The organism is Rahnella sp. CG8 (assembly GCF_023701875.1).
Lineage (GTDB): Bacteria > Pseudomonadota > Gammaproteobacteria > Enterobacterales > Enterobacteriaceae > Rahnella > Rahnella aceris.
In genome coordinates this window covers 96113-120756 of the sequence record NZ_JABAED010000019.1, presented here as the reverse complement: position 1 = coordinate 120756, position 24644 = coordinate 96113, and the positions used below count along the sequence as shown (strand labels likewise).

At 50.6% G+C, this 24644-nt stretch carries 21 protein-coding genes; 13 read left to right on the top strand and 8 right to left on the bottom strand.

The window, feature by feature from the left end:
* Positions 1-150 precede the first annotated feature (150 nt).
* Together mobB and mobA are read right to left on the bottom strand one after the other, a co-directional pair.
* On the bottom strand, positions 151-684 hold the full coding sequence (gene mobB / locus HGO41_RS17910; protein WP_037035576.1) for a molybdopterin-guanine dinucleotide biosynthesis protein MobB: 534 nt from the start codon (positions 682-684) through the stop codon (positions 151-153).
* Complete coding sequence (mobA, locus tag HGO41_RS17905; protein ID WP_013577662.1) at positions 681-1268, bottom strand: molybdenum cofactor guanylyltransferase MobA; 588 nt, start codon at positions 1266-1268, stop codon at positions 681-683. Before mobA ends, mobB begins: the two co-directional genes overlap by 4 nt.
* A 153-nt stretch (positions 1269-1421) precedes the next feature.
* Here mobA and HGO41_RS17900 point away from each other — a divergent pair, with 153 nt between their 5' ends.
* The 5 genes from HGO41_RS17900 (at position 1422) to spfP (ending at position 6843) form a co-directional block, all read left to right on the top strand.
* Positions 1422-1691, top strand: a complete 270-nt coding sequence (locus tag HGO41_RS17900; protein ID WP_013577661.1) for a YihD family protein — start codon at positions 1422-1424, stop codon at positions 1689-1691.
* Positions 1692-1783: 92 nt separating this feature from the next.
* On the top strand, positions 1784-2770 hold the full coding sequence (locus HGO41_RS17895) for a serine/threonine protein kinase (RefSeq protein ID WP_037035574.1): 987 nt from the start codon (positions 1784-1786) through the stop codon (positions 2768-2770).
* 45 nt (positions 2771-2815) lie between these two features.
* The gene (gene dsbA, locus HGO41_RS17890; RefSeq protein WP_013577659.1) at positions 2816-3439 is read left to right on the top strand and encodes a thiol:disulfide interchange protein DsbA; all 624 of its coding nucleotides are present in this window, start codon (positions 2816-2818) and stop codon (positions 3437-3439) included.
* Positions 3440-3826: 387 nt separating this feature from the next.
* The gene (polA, locus tag HGO41_RS17885; protein ID WP_217243656.1) at positions 3827-6631 is read left to right on the top strand and encodes a DNA polymerase I; all 2805 of its coding nucleotides are present in this window, start codon (positions 3827-3829) and stop codon (positions 6629-6631) included.
* Between the two features lie 164 nt (positions 6632-6795).
* On the top strand, positions 6796-6843 hold the full coding sequence (gene spfP / locus HGO41_RS25940) for a small protein SpfP (protein ID WP_071892919.1): 48 nt from the start codon (positions 6796-6798) through the stop codon (positions 6841-6843).
* A gap of 138 nt (positions 6844-6981) precedes the next feature.
* Here spfP and yihA read toward each other — a convergent pair whose 3' ends face one another.
* The gene (gene yihA, locus HGO41_RS17880; RefSeq protein ID WP_013577657.1) at positions 6982-7632 is read right to left on the bottom strand and encodes a ribosome biogenesis GTP-binding protein YihA/YsxC; all 651 of its coding nucleotides are present in this window, start codon (positions 7630-7632) and stop codon (positions 6982-6984) included.
* Between the two features lie 579 nt (positions 7633-8211).
* Here yihA and yihI point away from each other — a divergent pair.
* Together yihI and hemN are read left to right on the top strand one after the other, a co-directional pair.
* Positions 8212-8763 carry a Der GTPase-activating protein YihI gene (yihI, locus tag HGO41_RS17875; protein WP_013577656.1) on the top strand — a complete coding sequence of 184 codons (552 nt, stop codon included), beginning with the start codon at positions 8212-8214 and terminating at the stop codon, positions 8761-8763.
* A 187-nt stretch (positions 8764-8950) separates the two neighbouring features.
* Positions 8951-10324, top strand: coding sequence for an oxygen-independent coproporphyrinogen III oxidase (gene hemN / locus HGO41_RS17870; RefSeq protein ID WP_013577655.1), 1374 nt, complete (start codon positions 8951-8953; stop codon positions 10322-10324).
* A gap of 64 nt (positions 10325-10388) precedes the next feature.
* Here hemN and glnG read toward each other — a convergent pair whose 3' ends face one another.
* From glnG to glnA, 3 genes are all read right to left on the bottom strand, one after another.
* Complete coding sequence (gene glnG / locus HGO41_RS17865; protein ID WP_013577654.1) at positions 10389-11801, bottom strand: nitrogen regulation protein NR(I); 1413 nt, start codon at positions 11799-11801, stop codon at positions 10389-10391.
* 7 nt (positions 11802-11808) lie between these two features.
* Entirely contained in the window at positions 11809-12858 is a 1050-nt protein-coding gene (gene glnL, locus HGO41_RS17860) for a nitrogen regulation protein NR(II) (RefSeq protein ID WP_013577653.1), read from the bottom strand.
* A 252-nt stretch (positions 12859-13110) separates the two neighbouring features.
* Positions 13111-14520, bottom strand: a complete 1410-nt coding sequence (gene glnA / locus HGO41_RS17855) for a glutamate--ammonia ligase (protein WP_013577652.1) — start codon at positions 14518-14520, stop codon at positions 13111-13113.
* Positions 14521-14991: 471 nt separating this feature from the next.
* Here glnA and typA point away from each other — a divergent pair, with 471 nt between their 5' ends.
* The 5 genes from typA (at position 14992) to fabY (ending at position 19870) form a co-directional block, all read left to right on the top strand.
* Entirely contained in the window at positions 14992-16815 is a 1824-nt protein-coding gene (gene typA / locus HGO41_RS17850) for a ribosome-dependent GTPase TypA (RefSeq protein WP_013577651.1), read from the top strand.
* A gap of 164 nt (positions 16816-16979) precedes the next feature.
* Complete coding sequence (yihX, locus tag HGO41_RS17845; RefSeq protein ID WP_013577650.1) at positions 16980-17567, top strand: glucose-1-phosphatase; 588 nt, start codon at positions 16980-16982, stop codon at positions 17565-17567.
* An 11-nt stretch (positions 17568-17578) separates the two neighbouring features.
* Positions 17579-18448 carry a virulence factor BrkB family protein gene (locus HGO41_RS17840; RefSeq protein ID WP_013577649.1) on the top strand — a complete coding sequence of 290 codons (870 nt, stop codon included), beginning with the start codon at positions 17579-17581 and terminating at the stop codon, positions 18446-18448.
* A gap of 18 nt (positions 18449-18466) precedes the next feature.
* A complete protein-coding gene (gene dtd, locus HGO41_RS17835) occupies positions 18467-18904 on the top strand; it encodes a D-aminoacyl-tRNA deacylase (RefSeq protein ID WP_015699247.1) in 438 nt (145 codons plus the stop codon).
* 33 nt (positions 18905-18937) lie between these two features.
* Entirely contained in the window at positions 18938-19870 is a 933-nt protein-coding gene (gene fabY / locus HGO41_RS17830) for a fatty acid biosynthesis protein FabY (protein WP_013577647.1), read from the top strand.
* A gap of 67 nt (positions 19871-19937) precedes the next feature.
* Here the strand turns inward: fabY and HGO41_RS17825 are convergent, their stop codons facing one another.
* Entirely contained in the window at positions 19938-21632 is a 1695-nt protein-coding gene (locus HGO41_RS17825; RefSeq protein ID WP_112197357.1) for an AsmA family protein, read from the bottom strand.
* Between the two features lie 153 nt (positions 21633-21785).
* Entirely contained in the window at positions 21786-23177 is a 1392-nt protein-coding gene (locus HGO41_RS17820; RefSeq protein WP_250981274.1) for a nucleobase:cation symporter-2 family protein, read from the bottom strand.
* A 238-nt stretch (positions 23178-23415) separates the two neighbouring features.
* On the opposite strand from HGO41_RS17820, the gene gltS reads away from it, so the two are divergent.
* A complete protein-coding gene (gene gltS, locus HGO41_RS17815) occupies positions 23416-24627 on the top strand; it encodes a sodium/glutamate symporter (RefSeq protein WP_250981273.1) in 1212 nt (403 codons plus the stop codon).
* Positions 24628-24644 lie beyond the last annotated feature (17 nt).

The window sequence follows — 24644 nt, the reverse complement described above, 5'->3', positions numbered from 1 at the left end:
CAGAAGTGAAACGCCGTAGCGCCGATGGTAGTGTGGGGTCTCCCCATGCGAGAGTAGGGAACTGCCAGGCATCAAATAAGTGGAAAGCCCCGTACGAAAGTGCGGGGCTTTTTGCTATGCGGAATTTGGATAATGGCAGAAGATCGAAAACTACTGTTTTTGCTGATTTTCCAGCCACCTGATAACAAATTCTCCAACGTCTTCTATCTTATTTATATTCAAGACGCTAATTGTCGTTGAAATAGTCTCTGATAGACAATCACTAGCCACAGCAACAGCATGAATATCAATTAACTGTTCCAATATTCCCCCTGTTCCTTCCCTGTGCAGCACAATTTTGTCGATCTCTTCATGCTTGAACCCTTCAACGAAGATCATATCCAGTTTATTGCGGTCAAAACGCGTCGCAAGATAGTCTAGGTTTAGATGATCCTGCTCGGGCATTTCTGTCATTAATGCCCATCGGCTGCTGCTGGCAACCATAGTCTGGTCTGCACCCGCTTTACGTAGCTCAAAGCTATCTTTCCCTGGAGTATCTACATCCACATCATGATGTGTATGCTTTATCAGACCGGTTCGTATACCACGCTGACGCAAATAGGGGATAAGCTGCTTCAGCAATGTTGTTTTTCCTGTTCCGCTGTGAGCGACGATCCCAAGCAAGGGAATTTGTTGAGTTATCATATGAAAATATCGTGGTGATTAGCTTTCCAATGTGACACATCTTCAGGCGTGTTGAGATTGGAAAACGCTGTGGATTCGTTGAACAATACTGCTTTTGCGTCAATCTGATGAAAGAAAATCATTAATTTCCTGTCGCCATTTGCGAGATAGGTTTCCAGTACTGGAATCAGATTACGGTTCAGCAGACAAAGTGTCGGATGCCCGCGTTCAGGGTCACAGGCAAAAACTGCCCGTTGCCCGGCCGCGTTGGCTAAAAAGGCTTCGGTAAGATTTAACGGAAAGGCTGGTACGTCACAGGGAACGAACAGTACCCACTCGGTTTTACTGGCAGATAATGCGGCAAGCATTCCTGCAAGGGGGCCCTGAAAATCCTGTGTAATGTCAGGGACCGTCTGGAAATTTCGGCCATATCGTTTCGTGTTTCGGTTACAGCTGATGAGAATATCTCCGACTTGTGGGCGTAATCTTTCGGCAATATGTTCAAATAAGGGTTTACCATTAATTTCGACCAGCCCTTTGTCTTCACCCATCCTGCTCGAACGACCACCCGCTAAAATCACGCCGGTAATGTTATCCTGCCCCATAATATTTACCTGTAAAAATGTCTATATTCCGCTCATTGTAACGCCTTACCTTGCGGTCAGGCAGGTTTAACTGTTACCCGGTCAGCTTGTCCTTTCCCTGAAGAAATAACCCTGTTATTTTTAGGGTCTGCAACTACGTTGAAAGGGAATATCATGAAAGAACATCGCGTAAATGAGTTGATCGAACTGCTGCATCCTGCATGGAAAGAAGATTGCGATCTTAACCTGATGGAGTTTATTCAGAAGCTGGCGACAGAATGTGGTTATCAGGGACCTTTGGGAGAACTGAGTGATGACATGTTGATTTATCACCTGAAAATGCGCGGAACTGACAGCACGACTGAAATCCCAGGTTTAAAGAAAGATTATGAGGATGACTTTAAAACTGCACTTTTACGTGCCCGTGGCGTGATTAAAGATTGATGTAAACTTATGTGAACTTCATGCGAACCGCCAAAAATAGATGATACTATTTCCCATTGTCACTTTTCTGTGCGGCTAACCCGAATGAAGTTATGAACAATTCTGCTTTTAATTTTCAGGCATTGTCGCCGGATCTTATCCTTGATGCGTTAGAGAGTATCGGTCTGATTGCTGAGTCCGGCCTCACTGCCTTAAACAGCTATGAGAATCGTGTCTACCAGTTTCTGGGAGAAGACAGAAAACGTTATGTAGTGAAGTTCTACCGGCCGGAGCGCTGGAGTGAAGAACAAATCCACGAAGAGCACCAGTTTTCTCGTGATATGGCTGATGCTGAAATCCCTGCTGTTGCCCCTCTTTCTATTAATAAAGATACACTTCATCACTACCAGGGTTATATGTTCACCGTGTTTCCAAGCGTCGGTGGCCGTCAGTATGAAATAGATAATCTCGATCAGCTGGAATGGGTGGGGCGATTCCTCGGGCGTATCCATCAGGTTGGCAGTGAAAGTCTCTTCACCGCACGCCCGACAATTGGCCTCGATGAATACCTTTCCCGACCACGTGATGTCCTGGCGCAGTGTCCTCTGATCCCCAAAAGCCTGCGAGAGCCTTTTTTAACTGCGACAGATAAACTGATCACGACGACCCGGGAATTCTGGCATACCGACTGGCAGCCTTTGCGCTTACATGGGGATTGCCATCCGGGGAATATTCTCTGGCGAGATGGCCCGCTGTTTGTGGATATGGATGATGCCCGTAATGGTCCGGCAATCCAGGATCTCTGGATGTTGTTACATGGCGACCAAAGTGAGCAAAGGCTTCAGTTAGATATCTTGCTGGAAGCTTATGGAGAGTTTGCTGATTTAGATACAAGTGAACTGTCTTTGATGGAGCCGCTGCGTGCTATGCGCATGGTTTATTATCTGGCCTGGGTCGCCCGTCGCTGGGACGATCCTGCATTTCCTAAGAGCTTCCCCTGGATGCAGGACGAAGATTTTTGGCGTGGTCAGATAGCGGCTTTCACTGAGCAAATTAAGAAATTACAGGCACCTCCTTTACGGCTGATGCCAATGTATTGAGTCACGATTAACGTTCAAGTTTAATTAAATGGAGATAGGCTTTATATGAAAAAGATATTCCTGGCACTGGTTGGTATGGTTATGGCCTTCAGTGTATCTGCAGCGCAATTTTCTGATGGCGCGCAATACGTTACTTTAGATAAAACCGTAGCTAATGAGCCACAGGTACTCGAGTTTTTCTCATTTTATTGCCCGCACTGCTACCAGTTTGAACAAGTCTGGCATGTCTCTGACAGCATCCGTAAGAACCTGCCAAAAGATGTGAAATACACTAAATACCACGTTGAGTTCCTAGGTCCGTTAGGTAAGCAACTAACTCAGGCATGGGCTGTGGCTATTGCTCTGGGTGTTGAAGAAAAAGTCAGCCCGCTGATGTTTGATGCTGTGCAGAAACAGCAGTCGGTACAAAATGCTGATGATATCCGTAAAGTCTTTATTCAGGCGGGTGTTAAGGGAGAAGATTATGATGCCGCACTTAACAGCTTCGTCGTGAAATCACTGGTTGTTCAGCAGGAAAAAGCCGCTGCTGATTTGGGTCTGCAAGGCGTCCCTTCTGTATTTGTGAATGGGAAATACATGGTTAAAAATGACGGACTTGATACCAGCTCAATGGATATGTATGTCAAACAATATTCTGATGTGATCAATTTCTTAGCGACCAAAAAATAAGAATTCTTGATCTCGGCGCCAGCTTTCGGGCTGGCGTTATATTTTCTGAAAAAAATAACAACCAAAATGAGTACCCTATGAAATATAAATAATTTATGCCCGGAATGTTTCCTGTAAATATTACTATCCACAATAGCTATTAAGCTTCTATTACACGACTATTTCATAAAAAAACCGATAACCTGATGAAACCAGTAGTTAAAATTCTGGAGTATTTTCCGGATATGATCAGATAATAATTTACTATAAAAACTATTCACAAAGTTATCCACAGGATGATCCTTCGAGATCCCTCGCAACTTCGCAATGAATTTCCCTCTCAAGGTTCGTCTTTCCCGCTGGCTATGGCATCCTTAGAGCATGTCTGATCACGAATAAAGAAGAGTTATGGCCCAGATAGCAGAAAACCCCTTAATCCTGGTAGACGGTTCGTCTTACCTTTATCGCGCCTATCATGCGTTTCCTCCGCTGACCAACTCTGCGGGTGAACCGACCGGTGCGATGTACGGTGTGCTTAACATGTTGCGCAGTTTATTGCTGCAATACACACCAAGCCATGTCGCTGTGGTTTTTGACGCGAAAGGCAAAACCTTCCGTGACGAACTTTTCGAACAGTACAAATCTCACCGTCCTCCGATGCCGGATGACCTGCGCTCTCAAATTGAGCCTCTTCACCAAATGGTCAAAGCAATGGGGTTGCCTTTGCTGGTGGTCTCTGGTGTAGAAGCGGACGACGTAATCGGTACGCTGGCACTCGAAGCTGAACAGGCGGGTCATGCTGTTCTGATCAGCACCGGTGATAAAGATATGGCGCAGCTCGTGACACCGGGCGTGACATTAATTAATACCATGAACAACGCGATTCTGGGGCCAGATGAAGTTGTCGAGAAGTACGGTGTTCCGCCTTCGCTGATCATCGATTTCCTCGCCCTGATGGGCGACTCCTCGGACAATATTCCAGGCGTGCCGGGCGTGGGGGAGAAAACCGCACAAGCCTTGTTACAAGGCATTGGTGGTCTTGATGCGTTGTATGCCGATCTTGATAAAGTATCGACACTCAGTTTCCGCGGCGCCAAAACCATGGCCGCCAAACTCGCTGATAATAAAGACGTCGCCTATCTCTCTTATCAGCTGGCGACCATTAAAACTGACGTGAAGCTGGATTTAACCTGTGCAGAGCTGACGGTTTCTGAACCTGATGCTGATGAACTGCACAAGCTTTTTGGTCGCTATGAATTCAAACGCTGGCTGGCTGATGTTGAATCCGGTACCTGGCTGAGCGGTAAAAAATCAGCAGGTAAAGCGCCGGCAGCAGCGAAGAAAAGCGCACAGGCTGAAGACACAACTTCAGCAGCAGTGATCGAACCTAACCAGCTTTCTCAGGACGGTTACGTCACCATTTTGGATCAGGCGACGCTGGATGAATGGATCGGTTATCTGAAAGGCTCTGAGGTGTTTGCATTCGATACAGAAACGGATGGTCTGGATACGCTGACCGCCAATCTGATTGGCTTATCTTTTGCTACAGAAGCAGGTAAAGCAGCCTATTTACCGGTTGCTCATGATTATCTGGATGCGCCGGTACAGTTGGATCGTGATGAAGTATTGAAACAGCTCAAGCCGATACTCGAAGATGAAAAGCAGCTGAAAGTGGGTCAGAACCTGAAATTCGACCGCGGCGTGTTACTGCGTTATGACATCGAATTAAAAGGCATTGCCTTTGATACCATGCTCGAGTCCTATGTGCTCGACAGCGTATCTGGCCGCCATGATATGGACAGCCTGGCCGATCGCTATCTCGGCCATAAGACCGTCAGTTTTGAAGAGATCGCAGGTAAAGGCAAGAACCAGCTGACCTTCAACCAAATCGCGCTGGAGCAAGCGGCGCCCTATGCGGCAGAAGATGCTGATGTCACATTACAATTGCATCAGGCACTGTGGCCTCGGATTGCGGAAAGCGAATCCCTGAAGACTGTTTTCACGGATATCGAAATGCCGCTGGTACCTGTGCTGTCTCATATCGAGCGCACTGGCGTTCTGATTGATCAGAATATCCTCGCCGCCCACTCAAAAGAACTGGCTATCCGTCTGAATGAGCTGGAAAACAAGGCACATGAACTGGCAGAAGAACCTTTCAACCTGTCTTCGACCAAACAATTGCAGGCCATTCTGTATGAAAAACAGAAATTACCGATTCTGAAGAAAACGCCGGGTGGCGCGCCATCGACTAATGAAGAAGTTCTGGCTGAGCTGGCTCTGGATTACCCGCTGCCAAAAGTCATTCTTGAATATCGTGGTCTGGCAAAACTGAAATCGACCTATACCGATAAACTGCCATTGATGATCAATCCGCAGTCCGGACGTGTGCACACGTCTTATCATCAGGCAGTGACTGCCACCGGGCGTCTATCTTCCAGTGATCCAAACCTGCAAAATATTCCGGTGCGTAATGACGAAGGTCGCCGCATCCGTCAGGCGTTTATCGCGCCGAAAGACTACATTATTCTCGCTGCCGACTACTCGCAGATTGAACTGCGTATCATGGCGCATTTATCCAAGGATGAAGGTTTGCTGAAAGCGTTCGCCGAGGGGAAAGATATCCACCGCGCGACTGCCGCAGAAGTCTTCGGTACGCCGCTGGAGAAAGTATCCGGTGAGCAACGCCGCAGTGCGAAAGCGATTAACTTCGGCCTGATTTATGGCATGAGCGCCTTTGGTCTGTCGCGCCAGCTAAATATTCCGCGCAAAGAATCCCAGCGTTATATGGATTTGTACTTTGAGCGCTATCCGGGCGTGCTGGAATACATGGAACGCACCCGCACTCAGGCGTCTGAGCAGGGTTACGTTGAAACGCTGGATGGTCGCCGTCTGTATCTGCCAGACATTAAGTCCAGTAACGCCATGCGCCGTAAAGGTGCGGAGCGTGCAGCGATCAACGCCCCGATGCAAGGAACGGCTGCGGATATTATCAAGCGTGCGATGATAAACGTCGCTGACTGGCTGAAACAACCGGATGCGCCGCGTGCCCGCATTATCATGCAAGTACACGATGAACTGGTGTTTGAAGTGCATAAAGATGATGTGGAAGTGGCAAGCGAAAAAATCCGCAATCTTATGGAAGCAAGCATGACGCTGGCCGTTCCACTGAAAGTAGATGTGGGCACTGGCGAAAACTGGGATCAGGCTCACTAAGTGAATAGTTATTAAGCTTTTTTTGTAATTAAGCTACAGGATTATGTGCTCATACCATGCGAGTGATCGCATAATCCGCGATTTTTGTGTAAGTAAACTACAAAAAGTTCTTTTTCCCCGTCAGAAAATAGGGTAAAGTTTCTCTCGTAGGGTACAGAGGTAAGATGTTCTATCTTTCAGACCTTTTACTTCACGTAATCGGATTTGGCTGAATATTTTAGCCGCCCCAGGCATTTATGTCTGGGGCGTTTTTTATTGGATTTTTCATAGCGTTATACCCATAAAAAAGGGCAACCTTGCGGTCACCCCTTTCTGTTCTTTACTTACATTTCCCCGTTCCCGGGGCGCTACTATTCGCCTTCGTTAGAAAGCTCTTCTTCCTGCACTTCCGGCGGGATTTCGCTGAACCAGGTGTTCAGTTTGTCACTCAGTTTATCCACGCCCATTTTCTTCGGTGAGGAAAATGCCTCTACCTGAATATCACCCATGAATTCTTTCACCGCTTCACGGACCATTTTTATCTGCGCCTGACGTGCGCCTGAAGCCAGTTTGTCGGCTTTAGTCAGCAGCAACATGACCGGCGTACCCACATCAACTGCCCACTGAATCATTTGTTGATCGAGATCTTTAAGCGGATGGCGGATATCCATCAACACAACCAGACCTTTGAGGGAGTTACGCATTTGCAGATATTCGCCCAGCGCGCGCTGCCATTTGCGCTTCATTTCTTCCGGTACTTCCGCGTAGCCATAACCCGGCAAGTCGACCAGGCGGATGCCCGGCTTCACTTCGAACAGGTTGATGAGCTGAGTACGGCCAGGCGTTTTACTGGTACGCGCGAGGCTTTTCTGCTGTGTCAGGGTATTCAGCGCACTGGATTTGCCGGCGTTTGAACGACCAGCAAATGCGACTTCAATGCCTGCGTCAGATGGCAAATGCCGGATATCCGGGGCGCTCATGACGAAATGGGTCATATGATAGTTGTAAGTTTGGCTGGTCAAAGCGTGCGTCTCCGTGAGGCATGAGTATCTGGCTGGCGATTATAACTGCAACACAGCCGAGATGCGTTCGTGTTTTTAAAATCCGAATGATGAGGCGAAGGGACCACAGAGATGAAGGCGGGGGAAATTGCCTTCATGATGTAAGACATTTGCTATTCATGATGCGGGTTATTTCGCTTGTTTTGTCGCCGAATTTTTTAATGTTATTCAATTTCAATAAGATAAAATTGATGTCGTTATGAAATCGACAAGACGGCTGGCGGGTATCTTGAGCCTTTGTGCCAGTCGGGTAAAGTATTTCTTACGCGGTGAAGGCGAGAACGGAAACAGGGACGAAAATTGCATTCAGGGATCACGGGAAATGCATCGCGATTTAAGGATGAACGGAGCCGGAGGCTCTGAAAGGCAAAGGAAAAACCGGGACGTTGATGCTATACAGGGAAAGTATTTGATGAATATCCTTCTGAGGAAGGAAAGAAAAAGGCAGCAAGGTTACCTTGCTGCCTTTTTTCTTTGCCCGCTTTCTGCTAGATTCCGGCGCAAATCTATACTAAATGTACACACCTAAGAGCAGATGCCATGAAACAGCCAGCGAAAGCACCGCGCGCCAATACCGCGACAGCTAAAACGAAGAAGAAAAGTCGTGTCGAGCTTGATATCGAAGCGCGCGAACGCAAGCGTGACAACAAGCGCCGTGGCCATAAAGCAGGCTCACGCGCCAATCCGGATGCGGCCCAGAACCAAAGCGGCGCGGGCACGAAAAAAGCCGATCCGCGTATCGGTAGCAAAAAAGCCGTGCCTTTGATCGTTGAGACCGTTACGAACAATGCAGCGAAAGCTAAAAAAGCCGCACAGCCGAAGCAAGATGCAAAACCTAAGATGACACCGGAAGAAGAACTGACGTTACTCGAAAATGATGAGCGTCTGGATTCTTTGCTGGATCTCATCGACGATGGCAAAGCATTAAGCGCAGAAGATCAGGCTTATGTTGATCAGACACTTGATCGCATCGATGTTCTGATGGAAATCCTCGGCATCGAACTCGGCGAAGATGAAGATGACGAAGAAGAAGTGAAAAACGAAGACATGATGCAGTTGCTCAAGCGCGGAAATCCAAAAGAGGGTTTCTAATCCATGCGCTGGGTCATCCCGGCAATAGCCTTACTCTTTGCATGTTATCTGCTTTGGTTATTCGGTAAACTACGCCGGTTATCGAAAACCAAAGCACGTTTGCGCAGAGCGACCTTTGCACGGCAGGCTCAAAGCCTGCCTGTAAAGCGAACCGGTCGCATCCGACGCCGGAAGGAGTGAGTACCCCATGTCAGAACAGACTACCGTCTGGGATTTAGCGCTGATCCAGAAATACAATTATTCGGGTCCGCGATACACATCCTATCCAACAGCACTTGAGTTCAGTGAACGCTACGATAATACCGCTTTCGAAAATGCGGCTGCCCGTTATCCGGCACGCTCGCTCTCATTGTACGTGCACATTCCTTTCTGCCATAAGCTCTGCTACTTCTGCGGCTGCAATAAACTGGTGACCCGCCAGCAGCATAAAGCCGAAGAATATCTCAACGTGCTTGAAAAAGAGATCAGTCACCGTGCACCGCTCTTTAAAGGTCGTCAGGTCAGTCAGCTGCATTGGGGCGGTGGTACTCCGACTTACCTCGATAAAGCGCAGATAAGCCGTCTGATGGGCCTTCTGCGGGCACACTTTGATATCCTGCCCGACGCAGAAATGTCACTGGAGGTAGATCCACGTGAAATTGAGCTTGATGTGCTTGACCATCTGCGCAGCGAAGGCTTTAACCGCCTGAGTATGGGGGTCCAGGATTTCAACAAAGAAGTGCAGCTTCTGGTTAACCGTGAGCAGGATGAAGATTTCATCTTTGCCCTCATTGCACGCGCCCGGGCGCTGGGTTTCAACTCGACTAATATCGATCTGATTTACGGTCTGCCGAAACAGACGGCAGAAAGTTTTGCTTACACGCTGCAGCGTGTGGCAGAGCTCAACCCTGATCGTCTGAGTGTGTTCAATTATGCGCACATGCCAAAATTGTTCGCCGCTCAGCGCAAAATCAAAGATGCTGATTTGCCTGGTGCGGAAGAGAAATTGAAAATTTTGCAGGAAACCATCGCTTCACTGACCGGTTTCGGCTATCGCTTTATCGGGATGGATCACTTTGCTCGCCCTGATGACGAACTGGCGATCGCCCAGCGCGAAGGCAAATTGCACCGCAATTTCCAGGGCTACACCACGCAGGGCGACAGTGATTTGCTGGGAATGGGCGTTTCGGCCATCAGCATGCTCGGCGATACCTACGCGCAGAACGAAAAAGATATCAAAACCTATTACGCTCATGTGGAAGCGCAGGGACATGCCTTATGGCGCGGTCTGGAAATGACGAATGATGACTGCCTTCGTCGCGATGTCATTAAATCTCTGATCTGCCATTTTGAGCTGAATTTTGCTGATATCGAACAGCGTTACGACATTCGTTTTACCGATTATTTTGCTGATGATCTGGCACTGCTGAAGCCGCTGGCTGAAGACGGGCTGGTTGAGGTGAGTGGCACGCATATTCAGGTGACACCGCGCGGGCGTTTGCTGATCCGTAATATCTGTATGTGCTTTGATATTTATCTGCGACGTCAGGTGCGCCAGCAACAATTCTCCCGCGTTATCTGACAGTCTGCTCTGCAAATAAAAACAGCCGCATAAGCGGCTGTTTTGCTGTCTGGTGCGAGGACTTTTATTCCATGCCCAGTTCTTTCAGTTTGCGGGTCAGGGTATTTCGCCCCCAGCCCAGCAACCGTGCCGCTTCCTGTTTATGTCCCTGTGTATGGCGCAGCGCCGTGGTCAGTAATGTACGTTCCATTTCAGGTTGCGCTTCTGACAGCAGGTTTTGATGACCGGAACGCAGCGCACGGTCTGCCCATTGTGCCAGCAATGTCGCCCAACTGTCTGGCAGACTCTGACCACCGGTTTCAGGGGCCGAGGTCTCAAACAGTTCGCTGGGTAAATCCTGAATCAGCACTTCCTGACCCGCCGCCATGACGGTGAGCCAGCGGCAGGTGTTTTCCAGCTGGCGCACGTTGCCCTGCCATGGCAATCGCGTCAGTGCCGTTTCTGTTTCCGGATGCAGGTTTTTTGCTTCCACACCCAGCTCTTTAGCCGCGACTTGCAGGAAGTAACGCGCCAGACGCGGGATGTCTTCACGACGTTCACGCAGCGGCGGCAGATGGACGCGGATAACGTTCAGGCGGTGGAATAAATCCTCGCGGAATTTCCCTTCCTGAACCCGTAGCTCCAGATTCTGGTGAGTCGCAGCGATAATACGCACGTCCACTTTCACCGGCGCATAACCGCCAACACGATAGAACTGGCCATCTGCCAGCACGCGAAGCAGACGGGTTTGCACATCAAGCGGCATATCCCCGATTTCATCGAGGAACAGCGTGCCGTTATCGGCTTGTTCAAAACGTCCCTGACGGACGGTGTTGGCGCCGGTAAACGCCCCTTTCTCGTGGCCGAATAATTCGGACTCAATCAGGTCTTTCGGGATAGCAGCCATATTCAGCGCGATAAAGGGCGCTTTGGCGCGCGGGCTGTGGCGGTGTAAGGCGTGAGCGACCAGCTCTTTACCGGTACCGGATTCCCCATTAATCAGCACGCTGATTGAAGAACGGGACAAACGGCCGATGATGCGAAATACGTCCTGCATAGCGGGCGCTTCACCGATAATGTCTGCGGTCGGGCCACTCGCAGGCTGGCTGCGTGCCGGTTGCTGTTGTTCCTGATAATGACTGATGGCTCGTTCAACCAGTGCCACGGCTTCATCAATGTCGAACGGTTTTGGCAGATAATCAAACGCACCTTGCTGATAGGCGCTGACTGCAGCATCCAGATCGGAGTGTGCTGTCATTATGATGACCGGAAGCATCGGGTGACGTTGTTTAATCTGCTTTAACAGCGCTAAACCGTCCATCCCGGGCATACGGATATCTGATAACAAAACGTCAGGGGTTTGAGTCGCAATGGCATCAAGCACTTCATTGCCGCTGTCAAACGTGGTGCACGTTAAACCGGCTCCAGTGAGCGCACGTTCAAGTACCCAGCGGATGGAGCTATCGTCATCGACGATCCAGACTATCCCTCGTTGCATAAGAACCTCACTGGCGAATAGGCAGGAATACCGAGAATTCGGTATGTCCTGGCCAACTGTTAAATTCAACTTTACCCGAATGCTGATCAATCAAACTGCGCGCGATGGACAGGCCCAAACCGGTGCCCCCTTCGCGGCCACTGACCATGGGGTAAAAAAGGGTGTCCTGCAAATGCGCCGGTACGCCGGGGCCATCATCTTCAATATCGATACGGGCCACCAGACGATAACGCACGCCGTGTAACGTAATCTGGAAAGCAGTACGCGTGCGTAATGTAATTGTGCCGCCTTCCTCCCCCAGCGCCTGTAATGCGTTGCGGGTGATGTTTAACAAAATCTGTTCTATCTGATCGGGGTCGTGCGCCAGTTCAGGCAGGCTCGGATCATAGTCCCGCACCAGCTGAACGTTATCCGGCTTCTCCATCGAGACCAGTTGGCAAACCCGTTCCGCAACCTGGTGAATACTTTGTGTCACATGCTGGCTCGGACGTTGCGGGCCCAGCAATCTGTCGACCAGATTACGCAGACGGTCAGCCTGCTCAATAATGACTTTCGTATATTCCAGCAAGGCCGGATCGGGCAGCGCTCTGGATAATAATTGTGCTGCGCCACGCAACCCGCCGAGCGGATTCTTGATTTCATGTGCCAGACCGCGGATCAAATCACGCGCAGCAACCTGTTGAGCGTGCTGTAATTGTTCCTGGCTCAGGCGGCGCTGATTATCCATCGGCGCCAGTTCCACCAGAATGAAACCTTCTGGCAGCATCTGTGCGGTCAGCGACAACACATGCGCGCGGCCGTCTACGACCAGCGTCACTTCACTGTCTGTAAAGCCCTGTCCGGCTGTCAGACTTTCACGCATTAATTCGATGTTCAGCGAAAAATATCCCACCAGTTCTGGCAAAGGGGTGCCAAAAAGCTTTCGGGAACTTTGCGCCAGTAACTGCTGAGCTGCCGGATTGGCATAATGCACAGCCAATTCGTCGTCTAACAGCAGAACGCTGTTGATTAAGGAATTCAGGATCTGCCCAGCATCGGGCAGTTTGCCAGTTGCCATACCGCAGTCTCCCGCACCTGATTGGTGCATTTTATCTCGCTACCCGGTGAAATCACGGGTCAGAGGGGTTGAGCAGGAAAGAGTGTGGAGAAAAAAGCCCATCCGGAGATGGGCTGAAAGTTTCCACGGCAACAAATATAAATCGTCTTACTTAATTTTGACGCTGAAGGGTTTGTGAACACAGGCCTTCAGTCGGGTATTACCCTCAGCGCCAGCCCGAAGACGAGCGCTGAGTCCGGTTTAATCGAAAAATTAAACGCTGTAGTACAGTTCGAACTCAACCGGATGCGGAGTCATGCGCACGCGGTCCATTTCTTCTTTACGCAGACCGATATAAGCATCGATAGCGTCGTCAGTGAACACGCCACCACGGGTCAGGAACTCGCGGTCTTCGTTCAGTGCGTTCAGGGCTTCTTCCAGTGAACCTGCAACTTTTGGAATTTCTGCTTCTTCTTCCGGTGGCAGGTCATACAGGTTTTTGTCCATCGCATCGCCAGGGTGGATCTTGTTGATGATACCGTCCAGGCCAGCCATCATCAGTGCAGCAAACGCCAGGTATGGGTTAGCCGCTGGATCAGGGAAACGTGCTTCGATACGCATCGCTTTAGGCGTTGATACGTGTGGAATACGGATGGATGCAGAACGGTTACGCGCAGAGTAAGCCAGCATTACTGGCGCTTCGTAGCCCGGGACCAGACGCTTGTAGGAGTTGGTGGTCGGGTTAGCGTAGGCGTTGATTGCTTTAGCGTGCTTAATGATACCGCCGATGTAGAACAGTGCCATTTCAGACAGGCCGCCGTATTTGTCGCCAGCGAACAGGTTGTTACCGTTCTTGGACAGAGACATGTGGCAGTGCATACCTGAACCGTTATCGCCAAACATTGGTTTTGGCATGAAGGTCGCAGTTTTGCCAAATGCGTGAGCCACGTTGTGAACCACGTATTTGTAGATTTGGATTTCGTCAGCTTTTTTAGTCAGGGTGTTGAAGCGGGTTGCCACTTCGTTCTGACCAGCGGTTGCCACTTCGTGGTGGTGAGCTTCAACAACCAGACCCATTTCTTCCATGGTCAGACACATGGTAGAACGCAGATCCTGAGAGGAGTCGACCGGAGGAACCGGGAAGTAACCGCCTTTTACTGCAGGACGGTGGCCTTTGTTGCCGCCTTCGTATTTGGTGCTTGAGTTCCATGCGCCTTCGATATCATCGATAGCGACGTGAGAACCGGAGATGCTGCTGCCGAAGCGCACATCATCAAACAGGAAGAATTCTGGCTCTGGCCCGAACAGAACGGTGTCCGCGATACCGGAAGAGCGCAGGAAATCTTCTGCACGTTTTGCGGTAGAACGTGGATCGCGGTCATAACCTTGCAGCGTGGTTGGCTCAAGGATGTCGCAACGAATGATCAGGGTAGTTTCTTCGTAGAATGGGTCAAGAACAGCAGTGCTCGCATCTGGCATCAAGACCATGTCAGATTCGTTAATGCCTTTCCAGCCACCGATTGAAGAGCCGTCAAACATTTTGCCTTCTTCGAAGAAGTCAGCGCTAACCTGGTGCGCAGGAATGGTGACGTGCTGTTCTTTGCCTTTGGTATCAGTGAAGCGTAAATCTACGAATTTCACTTCATGCTCATTCAGCATCGTCAAAACGTGTTCAGCGGACATACTAGTTCTCCCGAATTTCTCATTATCGTCGTGGAACGAATAACCATTTTTGGTCTTTAGTTGGAAATAACAGCCTTACTGGAACTGGCGTGTAGACTGAACAGCGCTATTATTTGTCTGGTCAGGCTCTTCACCCTGTAAAAAATTTTTTACCCTAAAAAACTTTTACTCTAAAAACTATTAGCGAAAACTGTGCCAACTTTGAGAAAATGCAAACAACGCCATTTTACAGGGCTTTTGCACTCGACAAGTATGCACCATAACGGAATTCTCGCACTAAAATGGTGCTAACTGTGAGAGTGAAAGCACTATAATGGTGCGTCATAATGGTTCAGTGGTCTTTTTGCACCGTGAAAGGGATCACAAAGTAGCCATCCATAAGTTGTTTCAACAAGATCCTTGTGATCTTGTTTAGAACCTCGCTTAATACGTGTACAATAGCGCGCTATTTCTAATGCCTGAGGCAAAGCTGTGATCGAAAATTTGCGTAACATCGCCATTATTGCCCACGTTGACCATGGTAAAACCACCCTGGTCGACAAGCTGCTGCAACAATCCGGTACTTTCGGAGAGCGTGTAGAAGCCACTGAACGCGTAATGGACTCCAACGATTTGGAGAAAGAGCGTGGGATTACCATCCTCGCAAAAAACACCGCCATTAATTGGAAAGACTACCGCATCAACATCGTGGATACCCCAGGACACGCCGACTTCGGCGGTGAGGTAGAGCGTGTGATGTCAATGGTCGACTCGGTGCTGCTGGTTGTGGATGCAATGGATGGCCCAATGCCGCAAACCCGTTTCGTGACCAAAAAAGCCTTCGCTAATGGTCTGAAACCGATCGTGGTAATCAACAAGGTTGACCGCCCTGGCGCGCGTCCTGACTGGGTTGTCGATCAGGTCTTCGACCTGTTTGTAAACCTGGACGCAACCGACGAACAACTCGATTTCCCAATCATCTATGCATCAGCATTGATGGGTATCGCGGGTAACGACCATAACGATATGGCCGAAGACATGACCCCGCTGTACCAGGCGATCGTTGACCACGTATCTCCGCCACAAGTTGAGATGGAAGCACCGTTCCAGATGCAAATCTCTCAGCTGGACTACAACAACTATGTTGGCGTCATCGGCATCGGCCGCATCAAACGCGGTACCGTTAAGCCTAACCAGCAAATCACTGTCATCGACAGCGAAGGCAAAACCCGCAACGGTAAAGTCGGTAAAGTTCTGACCCACATGGGTCTTGAGCGTATCGAAGCCACCGTTGCTGAAGCGGGCGACATCATCGCAATCACCGGCCTGGGCGAACTGAACATTTCCGACACAATCTGTGATCCGGCGAATGTTGAAGCTCTGCCTGCGCTGAGCGTTGATGAACCAACAGTAACCATGTACTTCAACGTAAACACCTCTCCGTTCTGTGGTAAAGAAGGTAAGTATGTGACTTCACGTCAGATCCTTGACCGTCTGAACAAAGAGCTGGTGCACAACGTTGCATTGCGTGTTGAAGAAACTGAAGATGCTGATGCATTCCGTGTTTCAGGCCGTGGTGAACTTCACCTGTCGGTTCTGATCGAAAATATGCGTCGTGAAGGTTTCGAGCTGGCGGTTTCCCGTCCTAAAGTAATCAACCGTAAAATCGATGGCCGCATGCAAGAGCCATTCGAGAACGTGACACTGGATATCGAAGAGCAACACCAGGGTTCTGTTATGCAGGCCATGGGTGAGCGTAAAGGCGATGTCAAAGACATGATCCCAGACGGCAAAGGTCGTATCCGTCTTGATTACCTGATCCCTGCACGTGGCCTGATCGGCTTCCGTACCGAATTCATGACCATGACTTCCGGTACCGGTCTGCTGTACTCCACGTTCAGCCACTACGATGACGTTCGTCCGGGCGAAATCGGCCAGCGTCAGAACGGCGTGCTGATCTCCAACGGTCAGGGTAAAGCCGTTGCGTTCGCACTGTTCAGCCTGCAAGACCGCGGTAAATTGTTCCTGGGCCACGGCGCAGAAGTGTATGAAGGCCAGATCATCGGGATTCACTCACGTTCTAACGACCTGACCGTGAACTGCCTGACCGGTAAGAAACTGACTAACATGCGTGCGTCCGGTACTGACGAAGCAACGACTCTGGTTCCTGCTATCAAAATGTCTCTGGAGCAAGCTCTGGAATTCATCGATGATGACGAACTGGTCGAAGTGACTCCTCTGTCTGTGCGTATCCGTAAACGTCACCTGACCGAGAACGATCGTAAACGTGCAATGCGTGGTCCTAAAGAAGGTTAATCTTCTTTAACGTTTGCCGTTACACAGAAACAGGGTGCCTTCGGGTACCCTGTTTTTTTTATGTTTTTTTCTCCCCCGTTCGTTACGCCTCGTGGCGTTGCCCCTGTTCACTTGTACGTTTTACCGCTAAAGTTAACTGTCATCTTTGAAATCAGGAGCGTGCAATGCTGTACATTTTTGATATGGGAAACGTCATTATTGATATTGATTTCAAACGAGTGCTGGGGGTGTGGAGCCATCTGAGTGGCACCCCGCTGGCGACGCTGACCGAGCGGTTTTCAATGGGCGAGGTGTTCCAGAAACACGAGCGTGGTGAAATCAGCGACGAACAGTTTGCTGCCGATTTATGTCATGAAATGGGTATCGCACTAAGCTTTGAACAATTCAGTGCGGGCTGGCATGCGGTGTTTGTTGGTCTGCGTCCTGAGGTCATTGCCCTGTTTCAGAAACTGCGCGAAGAAGGTCATCGTGTCGTCGTGCTTTCTAATACCAACCGCTTACATCTGGATTTCTGGCCTCATCATTATCCTGAAATCGAAGCCAATACCGACGCGATGTACCTCTCGCAAAATTTGGGTATGCGCAAACCGGAGCCCGAAATTTTCCGGCATGTTCTGGAGAAAGAAGGATTCACCGCCGATCAGGCCGTGTTCTTTGATGATGTTGCTGAAAATATCGAAGCCGCCCGGAATGCTGGCATTGAGGCTGTATGGGTAGAAGATAACCAGACGGTACCGAAATACTTTTCCTGAAGGATGTAAGGATGCAGAAAAGGGCACTGAGCCACTACCTAAAATCGTTGTGGAAATTTACGCGCCTGCTTTTAAAGCGTTCGGATAAAGATGGCCTGACGCTTCTGGCGGGCCATCTGGCCTATGTCTCTTTGCTATCGCTCGTGCCACTGATCGCCGTGGTATTTTCACTTTTTGCATTATTCCCTGTTTTTTCAGAAATCAGCATGCAGCTGAAAACATTCATTTTTTCCAATTTCATGCCCGCGACCGGTAATACTATCCAGCGCTATCTGGAACAGTTTGTTGCCAACTCCAGCAAAATGACGGCCGTGGGCACCTGTGGATTAATCGTCACCGCGCTACTTCTGATAGCCTCGGTAGACAGCGTGCTGAACAAAATCTGGGACAGCAAAACCACGCGTCCGATTGTGTTTTCTTTCGCTGTGTACTGGATGGTGTTAACGCTCGGGCCAATTCTGCTGGTGGCCAGCGTGGCTGTCAGCTCATATCTGCTCTCCCTGAACTGGCTGAACATCAGCGGTGTGCATTCGGTGATCGACCACGCGCTGCGCATTCTGCCCTTGCTGATCTCCTGGGTGACATTCTGGCTGCTCTATCAGGTAGTCCCGACGGTCAGAGTGCCGGCAAAAGATGCCCTGATCGGCGCACTGGTCTCCGGCGTATTATTCGAGTTGAGTAAAAAAATCTTCACCTTATACATTCAGCTTTTCCCGTCATATCAGTTGATTTACGGTGTACTGGCGGTGATCCCCATTTTATTTCTCTGGGTCTATGTCAGCTGGTGTATCGTTCTTCTTGGGGCGGAAATTACCGTCACGCTGGGCGAGTACCGTTCTCTAAGAAAATTGCAGTCTGCTCAACATAGGGCAGAAGAATAATCAGTCCGAAGGATTTGTATGATTGCGTTAATTCAGCGGGTATTGAATGCCAGCGTTACGATCGATGGCGAAATCTGTGGCCAGATAGGACCGGGGTTACTGGTTTTACTGGGCGTTGAACAGGGCGATGACGAACAAAAAGCCAAACGCCTTTGTGAACGGGTGATCGGGTACCGAATCTTCGGTGACGAAAATGACAAGATGAATCTGAACGTGCAGCAGGCCGGTGGCAGCCTGCTGGTGGTGTCGCAGTTCACGCTGGCGGCGGACACACAAAAAGGCATGCGTCCTGGGTTCTCGCGCGGGGCTGAGCCACAGGAAGCGGATCGGTTATATCAGTATTTTTGCGGGCAGTGCCGGGAAAAGGGCATTGCTACCGAAACCGGACGCTTTGCAGCGGATATGAAAGTGGCACTGGTGAACGACGGGCCGGTGACCTTCTGGCTACAAGTCTGATCTATAAGGCATAACGCCGGAGAGAAAGCATCTATGTATCATCTGAGAGTACCAACGACCGAAAAAGAACTGGCCGCCTATTACCGATTCCGTTGGGAAATGCTGCGTAAACCGTTGCATCAGCCGGAGGGTTCAGAGCGTGATGCCTACGATTCCATCGCACATCACCAGATGGTGGTTGATGAGGAGGGCGAACCGGTGGCGGTTGGCCGTTTATATATCAATGCCGATAATGAAGCCTCTATCCGCTTTCTGGCGGTTGATCCAAATGTACAAGACAAAGGGCTGGGAACGCTGGTCGCGATGACCCTGGAGTCTGTGGCGCGTCAGGAAGGGGTGAAACGAGTGGTCTGTAGCGCCCGCGAAGATGCCGTGGATTTCTTTGCCAAACTGGGCTTTGTGAATCAGGGCGAAATCACCACGCCGCAAACAACGCCGGTTCGCCACTTCCTGATGATAAAACCCATCGAAACGCTGGATGATATTCTGCATCGCCCTGACTGGTGCGGTCAGCTTCAGCAGGCCTGGTATGACCACATCCCGCTCAGCGAAAAAATGGGCGTGCGTATCAGTCAGTACACCGGCCAGCGATTTGTCACCACGATGCCGGAAACGGGCAACCAGAATCCGCACCATACATTGTTCGCTGGCAGTTTGTTTTCGCTGGCAACGCTGACCGGCTGGGGGCTGATCTGGCTGCTGCTGCGTGAGCGCCATCTGGGCGGCACCATTGTGCTGGCGGATGCGCATATCCGTTACAGCATGCCGGTGACCGGCAGGCCGCGTGCCGTTGCCGACCTGGGCTCTGTCCGCGGTGATCTCGACCGTCTGGCTCGCGGGCGGAAAGCACGCGTGCAACTTGAAGTGAATTTATACGGCGATGAGACAGACGGCGCGGTGTTTGAAGGCACCTATCTGGTATTGCCCGCCGCGCCCGGCGCACCGCTGGAGCCTGAAATTAACTGATTGGTTTCTACCCAAAATAAAAGGCACCGCCATTGCGGTGCCTTTTGCATTTTTGGTGATGCCTGGATTAAGGAGTAGCAGATGCTGGCGTACCGGAAACCAACCCGTTTACCATTCTCTGGTCAATTGTCTGGCTGCCGTTTATCTGCAATGTCCCGCTGAGCGTGGGTTTGTAATCCACGTTTGCCGGCATCTGTCCTTGCAGATTCAGCTGCATATTAGCGTTACCTTCCAGCGCCACATGTGGCCATCCCCAGTTTTCCAGCTGATTTGCCGGTACTGAGCGGGCGGTCATCTTCACAGAGAAATGGCGCTGCGGCTGCTGATCAACCGTCGCACTGGCTTCCAGCAATCCTTCTTTGGTAAAGGCGCTCAGCTCAGAAATATTCACCTGACGGTCGTTCGCCTCCAGGGTGATGGAAGGACGGCGCACATCATTGCGGTTAAATGTGGCTTCACTTGCATTCAGATTCAGCTTACCGCTCCAGATCCCCCACTGATGATTACGCGCCAGCAACAGATTGTTGCCGAGGCCATCAAGTGCAGTCAGCTGGAAGGGGAACTGCGGATTGATATCAATAATCAGGTTCCGGTTAGCAATGAACCGGCTGATAAAGACTTCAGACAGCGAATCCGGCAGTGCCTGATTCCAGAGTTGTTTCCAGTTTTCCGGCAAGGTGTATTCCAGCCCCGCAACAGACACTTCATCAAGCTGAAGGCGTTTGTTGGCGCGCAGCCAGTTGCCGGTCGTGCGCAATAAACTGCGCTCCCAGCGCGCCGTAGCTTGTTTGATCGCAATGCCCTGCGGCGAAAGGTCGAGGCTGATGATCGGATCCTGAATATGCAGGTTTCCATCAATCATATCCGTCGCATTCAGGGTGATTTCGCCGTCATCACTTTGCCAGTCGCCTTTTTCGAGCGTCAGATCCTGCACGGACAAATCAACGTCGCTGAATGCCCAGTCTGTTCCCTGCAAACGCGCGTCGATCAGATCAAGTCGCTGAATAGTCACTTTTGGCAGGGTCTGGAAGTCGTCGAAGAAAGCAGAAAGCGGTTTCGAGGTTTGCAGACGCACATTGCTCAGTCGCAGGTTTTCTATGTTCCAGCTGCCATCGGCGGCCTGCGTCGCTTTACCCGTTAACTGACCGCGAGCCAGATCGCCGCCAAAATTACTCAGCGTCAGATTCTTATTATTGATGTTGCCCTGAATCAGCACATTTTCGGCCGGCAGTCCGTTGACCGTCAGGCTGGCGGCGCTCAGCTGGAAGTCAGCTTTATCGCCTAAAAGCTGATTGGGTTTTGGCTGCCACGGCGAAATACCGGCGTTAATCTGCTGACCCTGAATGTCTAAGCCAGCGGTATTGCCGGTGAGCGCCATTTTACTCAGTTGCAGGGTATTGGCCTGCAATGGCAAATTCATTGACGAAGGACTGACATTGAGGCGTCCGCTGACCAGCACGACGCGATCGAAAAAGCGTGGTTCGGTGATCTGACGCCAGCTTAAATCCAGATCAACTTCACCGGCATTCAGCACTTCCGGCTGATTCTTCTGCCCGAAGATGACATTGGTTAACGTCACCCGACCCGGCGACGACCAGTTATGGTCGAGTTTCTCCACGGAGAGACGGTACTCGCTGTTATTGCTGACCCAGCGGCTGACCCAGCCAGCAGCCCAGCGGGTTTGTAATAGGACGTACACCAGCACGATCGCCAGCACCAGAAGTAAGGCGAACGTCAGCAAAATTTTACCGATAAATCTCATCGTCTGGAGCCCTGTAACGGGAAAATGGAAAAAGATTCTTTGTTTATGCCGCAAACAGCGAATTTTCTCAACAGGTTAGCCAAATGGAGGTAATAAAAAGCGGCAGAGGTTCCAGACCCTCTGCCGCTGTTGCACGCGGATTACATCCTGCGTTTACTTCTCGTGAGGGAAAACCAGATTCAGAACAATCGCAGTAATGCCGCCCGCTGCAATGCCAGAAGAGAGAAGGGTTTTCAGCCAGTCCGGTGCGAATTGCAGGATCAGCGGCTGCTGAGAAACACCCATACCGACGGCGAGAGAAAGCGCCATGATCATAATCGCGCGGCGATTCAGACGCTCGCGGGAAACAATGCGCACACCCGAAGCGGCAATGGTACCGAACATCACGATGGTCGCGCCGCCCAGTACCGGTTCAGGAATATGCTGCACAAATCCCGCAACAGCCGGGAACAGCCCGAGGATGATCAGCATCAGCGCGACCACAAAACCGACATAGCGGCTGGCAACGCCGGTCAGTTGAATGACGCCGTTGTTCTGCCCGAAGCAGGAATTCGGGAAGGTGTTAAATACAGCAGAAAGCATCGAGTTCAGGCCATTGGCCAGAACGCCGCCTTTGATGCGCTTCATGTACAGCGGGCCGCTGACCGGTTGCTCAGAAACGTCCGAGGTTGCGGTAATATCACCGATGGTTTCCAGCGATGTCACCATGAAAATCAGCATCAGCGGGATCAGCAAATTCCAGTCAAAACCCAGTCCGTAATACAGCGGCGTTGGTAATGTTATCCAGTTGCTTTGCGCGGCTGGCGCAACGGTTGGCAACATGCCCGTCATCCAGGCCACCAGATAACCCACCGCCATGGCGATAACCAGAGAGGCGACACGCAGGTAAGGGTTACGTTGACGGTTCAGCAGAACAATCACTACCAGCACGACGGCAGCCAGCAGCAGATTTTTCGGTGCCCCGAATGTGTGATCGCTCATGGCCGCATAACCGCCGCCGATAGACGTCAGACCGACCTGAATCAGCGACAGCCCGATAATCATCACCACGATGCCGGAAACCAGCGGCGTAATGATGCGACGTGCGAGATGCAGGAAACGGGAAAGAATGATTTCAGTGCAGGAAGCCAGCATCAGGGTGCCGAACAGCGCCGCCATCATGGTCGACACATCCGCACCGCCATTTTTCAGCGCCATTCCGCCCATGATCAGCGGCGCAACAAAGTTAAAGCTGGTGCCCTGAATCGACAGTAAACCCGAGCCGACCGGTCCCCAGGTTTTAATCTGCAAAATAGAAGCCAGGCCGGAGGCGAACAGCGACATGCTGATGATGTGCTGCGTGTCCTGCGCAGGCAAACCCAGCGCCTGGCAAATCAGTAGTGCTGGTGTGATTACCGCAACAAACATCGCCAGCAAATGCTGACAGGCGGCGAATAACGTTTGAGGTAATGGCGGGCGGTCCTCGAGCCGGTAAATCAGTTCACTTTTTTGCTGGCGGGAAAGATCGGGTTGCTGTGTTTCTTGTTCTGCGGTTTGCGAACTCATGCTGTGGCATTCCAATAAGCGGCAAAGCGGGCATTTTTATTGAAATTAACGACAAAAGCAATCGTTTGCTAATGGCAATATTCCTCGACTGGTTTTGGATTGGACGGGATTTATGGCCTGTTTTTCTTGCCTGACGCAGCTTGAATGACTTCTAATTCAGCTTCTGGGAAAAAACATGTCAGTGAAGTTTTTATAACTCGATAATTTTATTGGATTTATTTTAAAATGGAGTTCGTCAATGATTCAACTCGATACCTACGGCACCCTGGTTGCCGCCACGTTGGTACTCCTTTTAGGACGGAAATGCGTCCAGTCGGTCAAATTCCTCAAAAAATACACCATTCCTGAACCCGTTGCCGGTGGTTTGCTGGTCGCTTTATTGTTACTGATCGCCAACCAGATATTCGGCTGGGAAGTCGGTTTCGACATGTCTTTAAAAGAGCCACTGATGCTGGCATTTTTTGCCACGATCGGTCTTAACGCCAATCTGGCAAGTCTGCGGGCAGGCGGTAACTCGCTGTTTCTGCTGGTGTTTGTCGTCGTGGGCTTACTGCTTTTGCAAAATGCCATCGGTATCGGAATGGCGAAAATGCTCGGGCTGGATCCGCTGATGGGGTTGCTGGCGGGGTCGATTACCCTTTCAGGTGGCCACGGCACCGGCGCGGCATGGAGCAAGCTGTTTATCGAGCGTTATGGCTTTGAAAATGCGACGGAAGTCGCGATGGCTTGCGCAACTTTTGGTCTGGTGCTCGGCGGTATTATTGGGGGGCCGGTAGCGCGCTATCTGGTCAGCCATTCTTCCACCCCCAACGGAAACCCCGAGGATATGGTCGATCCGAGCGCATTTGAGAAACCGTCGATTGGCAGGATGATCACGCCACTGGTGATGGTTGAAACCATTGCCCTGATCGCGATTTGCCTGATGGCAGGGACATATGCCGCCAGTCTGTTGCAAGGCTCGGCATTTGAAATCCCAACCTTTGTCTGCGTGCTCTTCGTTGGTGTGATCCTGAGTAATATGCTGGCATGGCTCGGTTTTTATCGTGTCTTCGACCGTGCGGTATCCGTGCTGGGTAACGTCAGTTTGTCACTGTTCCTTGCCATGGCATTGATGAGCCTTAAGTTGTGGGAGATGGCGGCACTCGCCTTGCCGATGATGGCAATTCTTATCGTTCAAGCCCTCGCAATGGCACTTTATGCGATTTTCGTGACTTATCGCGTGATGGGGAAAAACTACGATGCGGCGGTGTTGGCGGCAGGACACTGTGGTTTCGGGCTGGGTGCCACCCCGACGGCCATTGCCAATATGCAGGCGATCACCAACCAGTTTGGCCCTTCGCATCTGGCGTTTCTGGTGGTGCCGATGGTGGGCGCATTCTTCATCGATATCGCCAATGCGATTGTGATTAAACTCTACCTGATGCTGCCTGTATTCCCGGCTATCAGCTAAAAAAACAGGCACAGAAA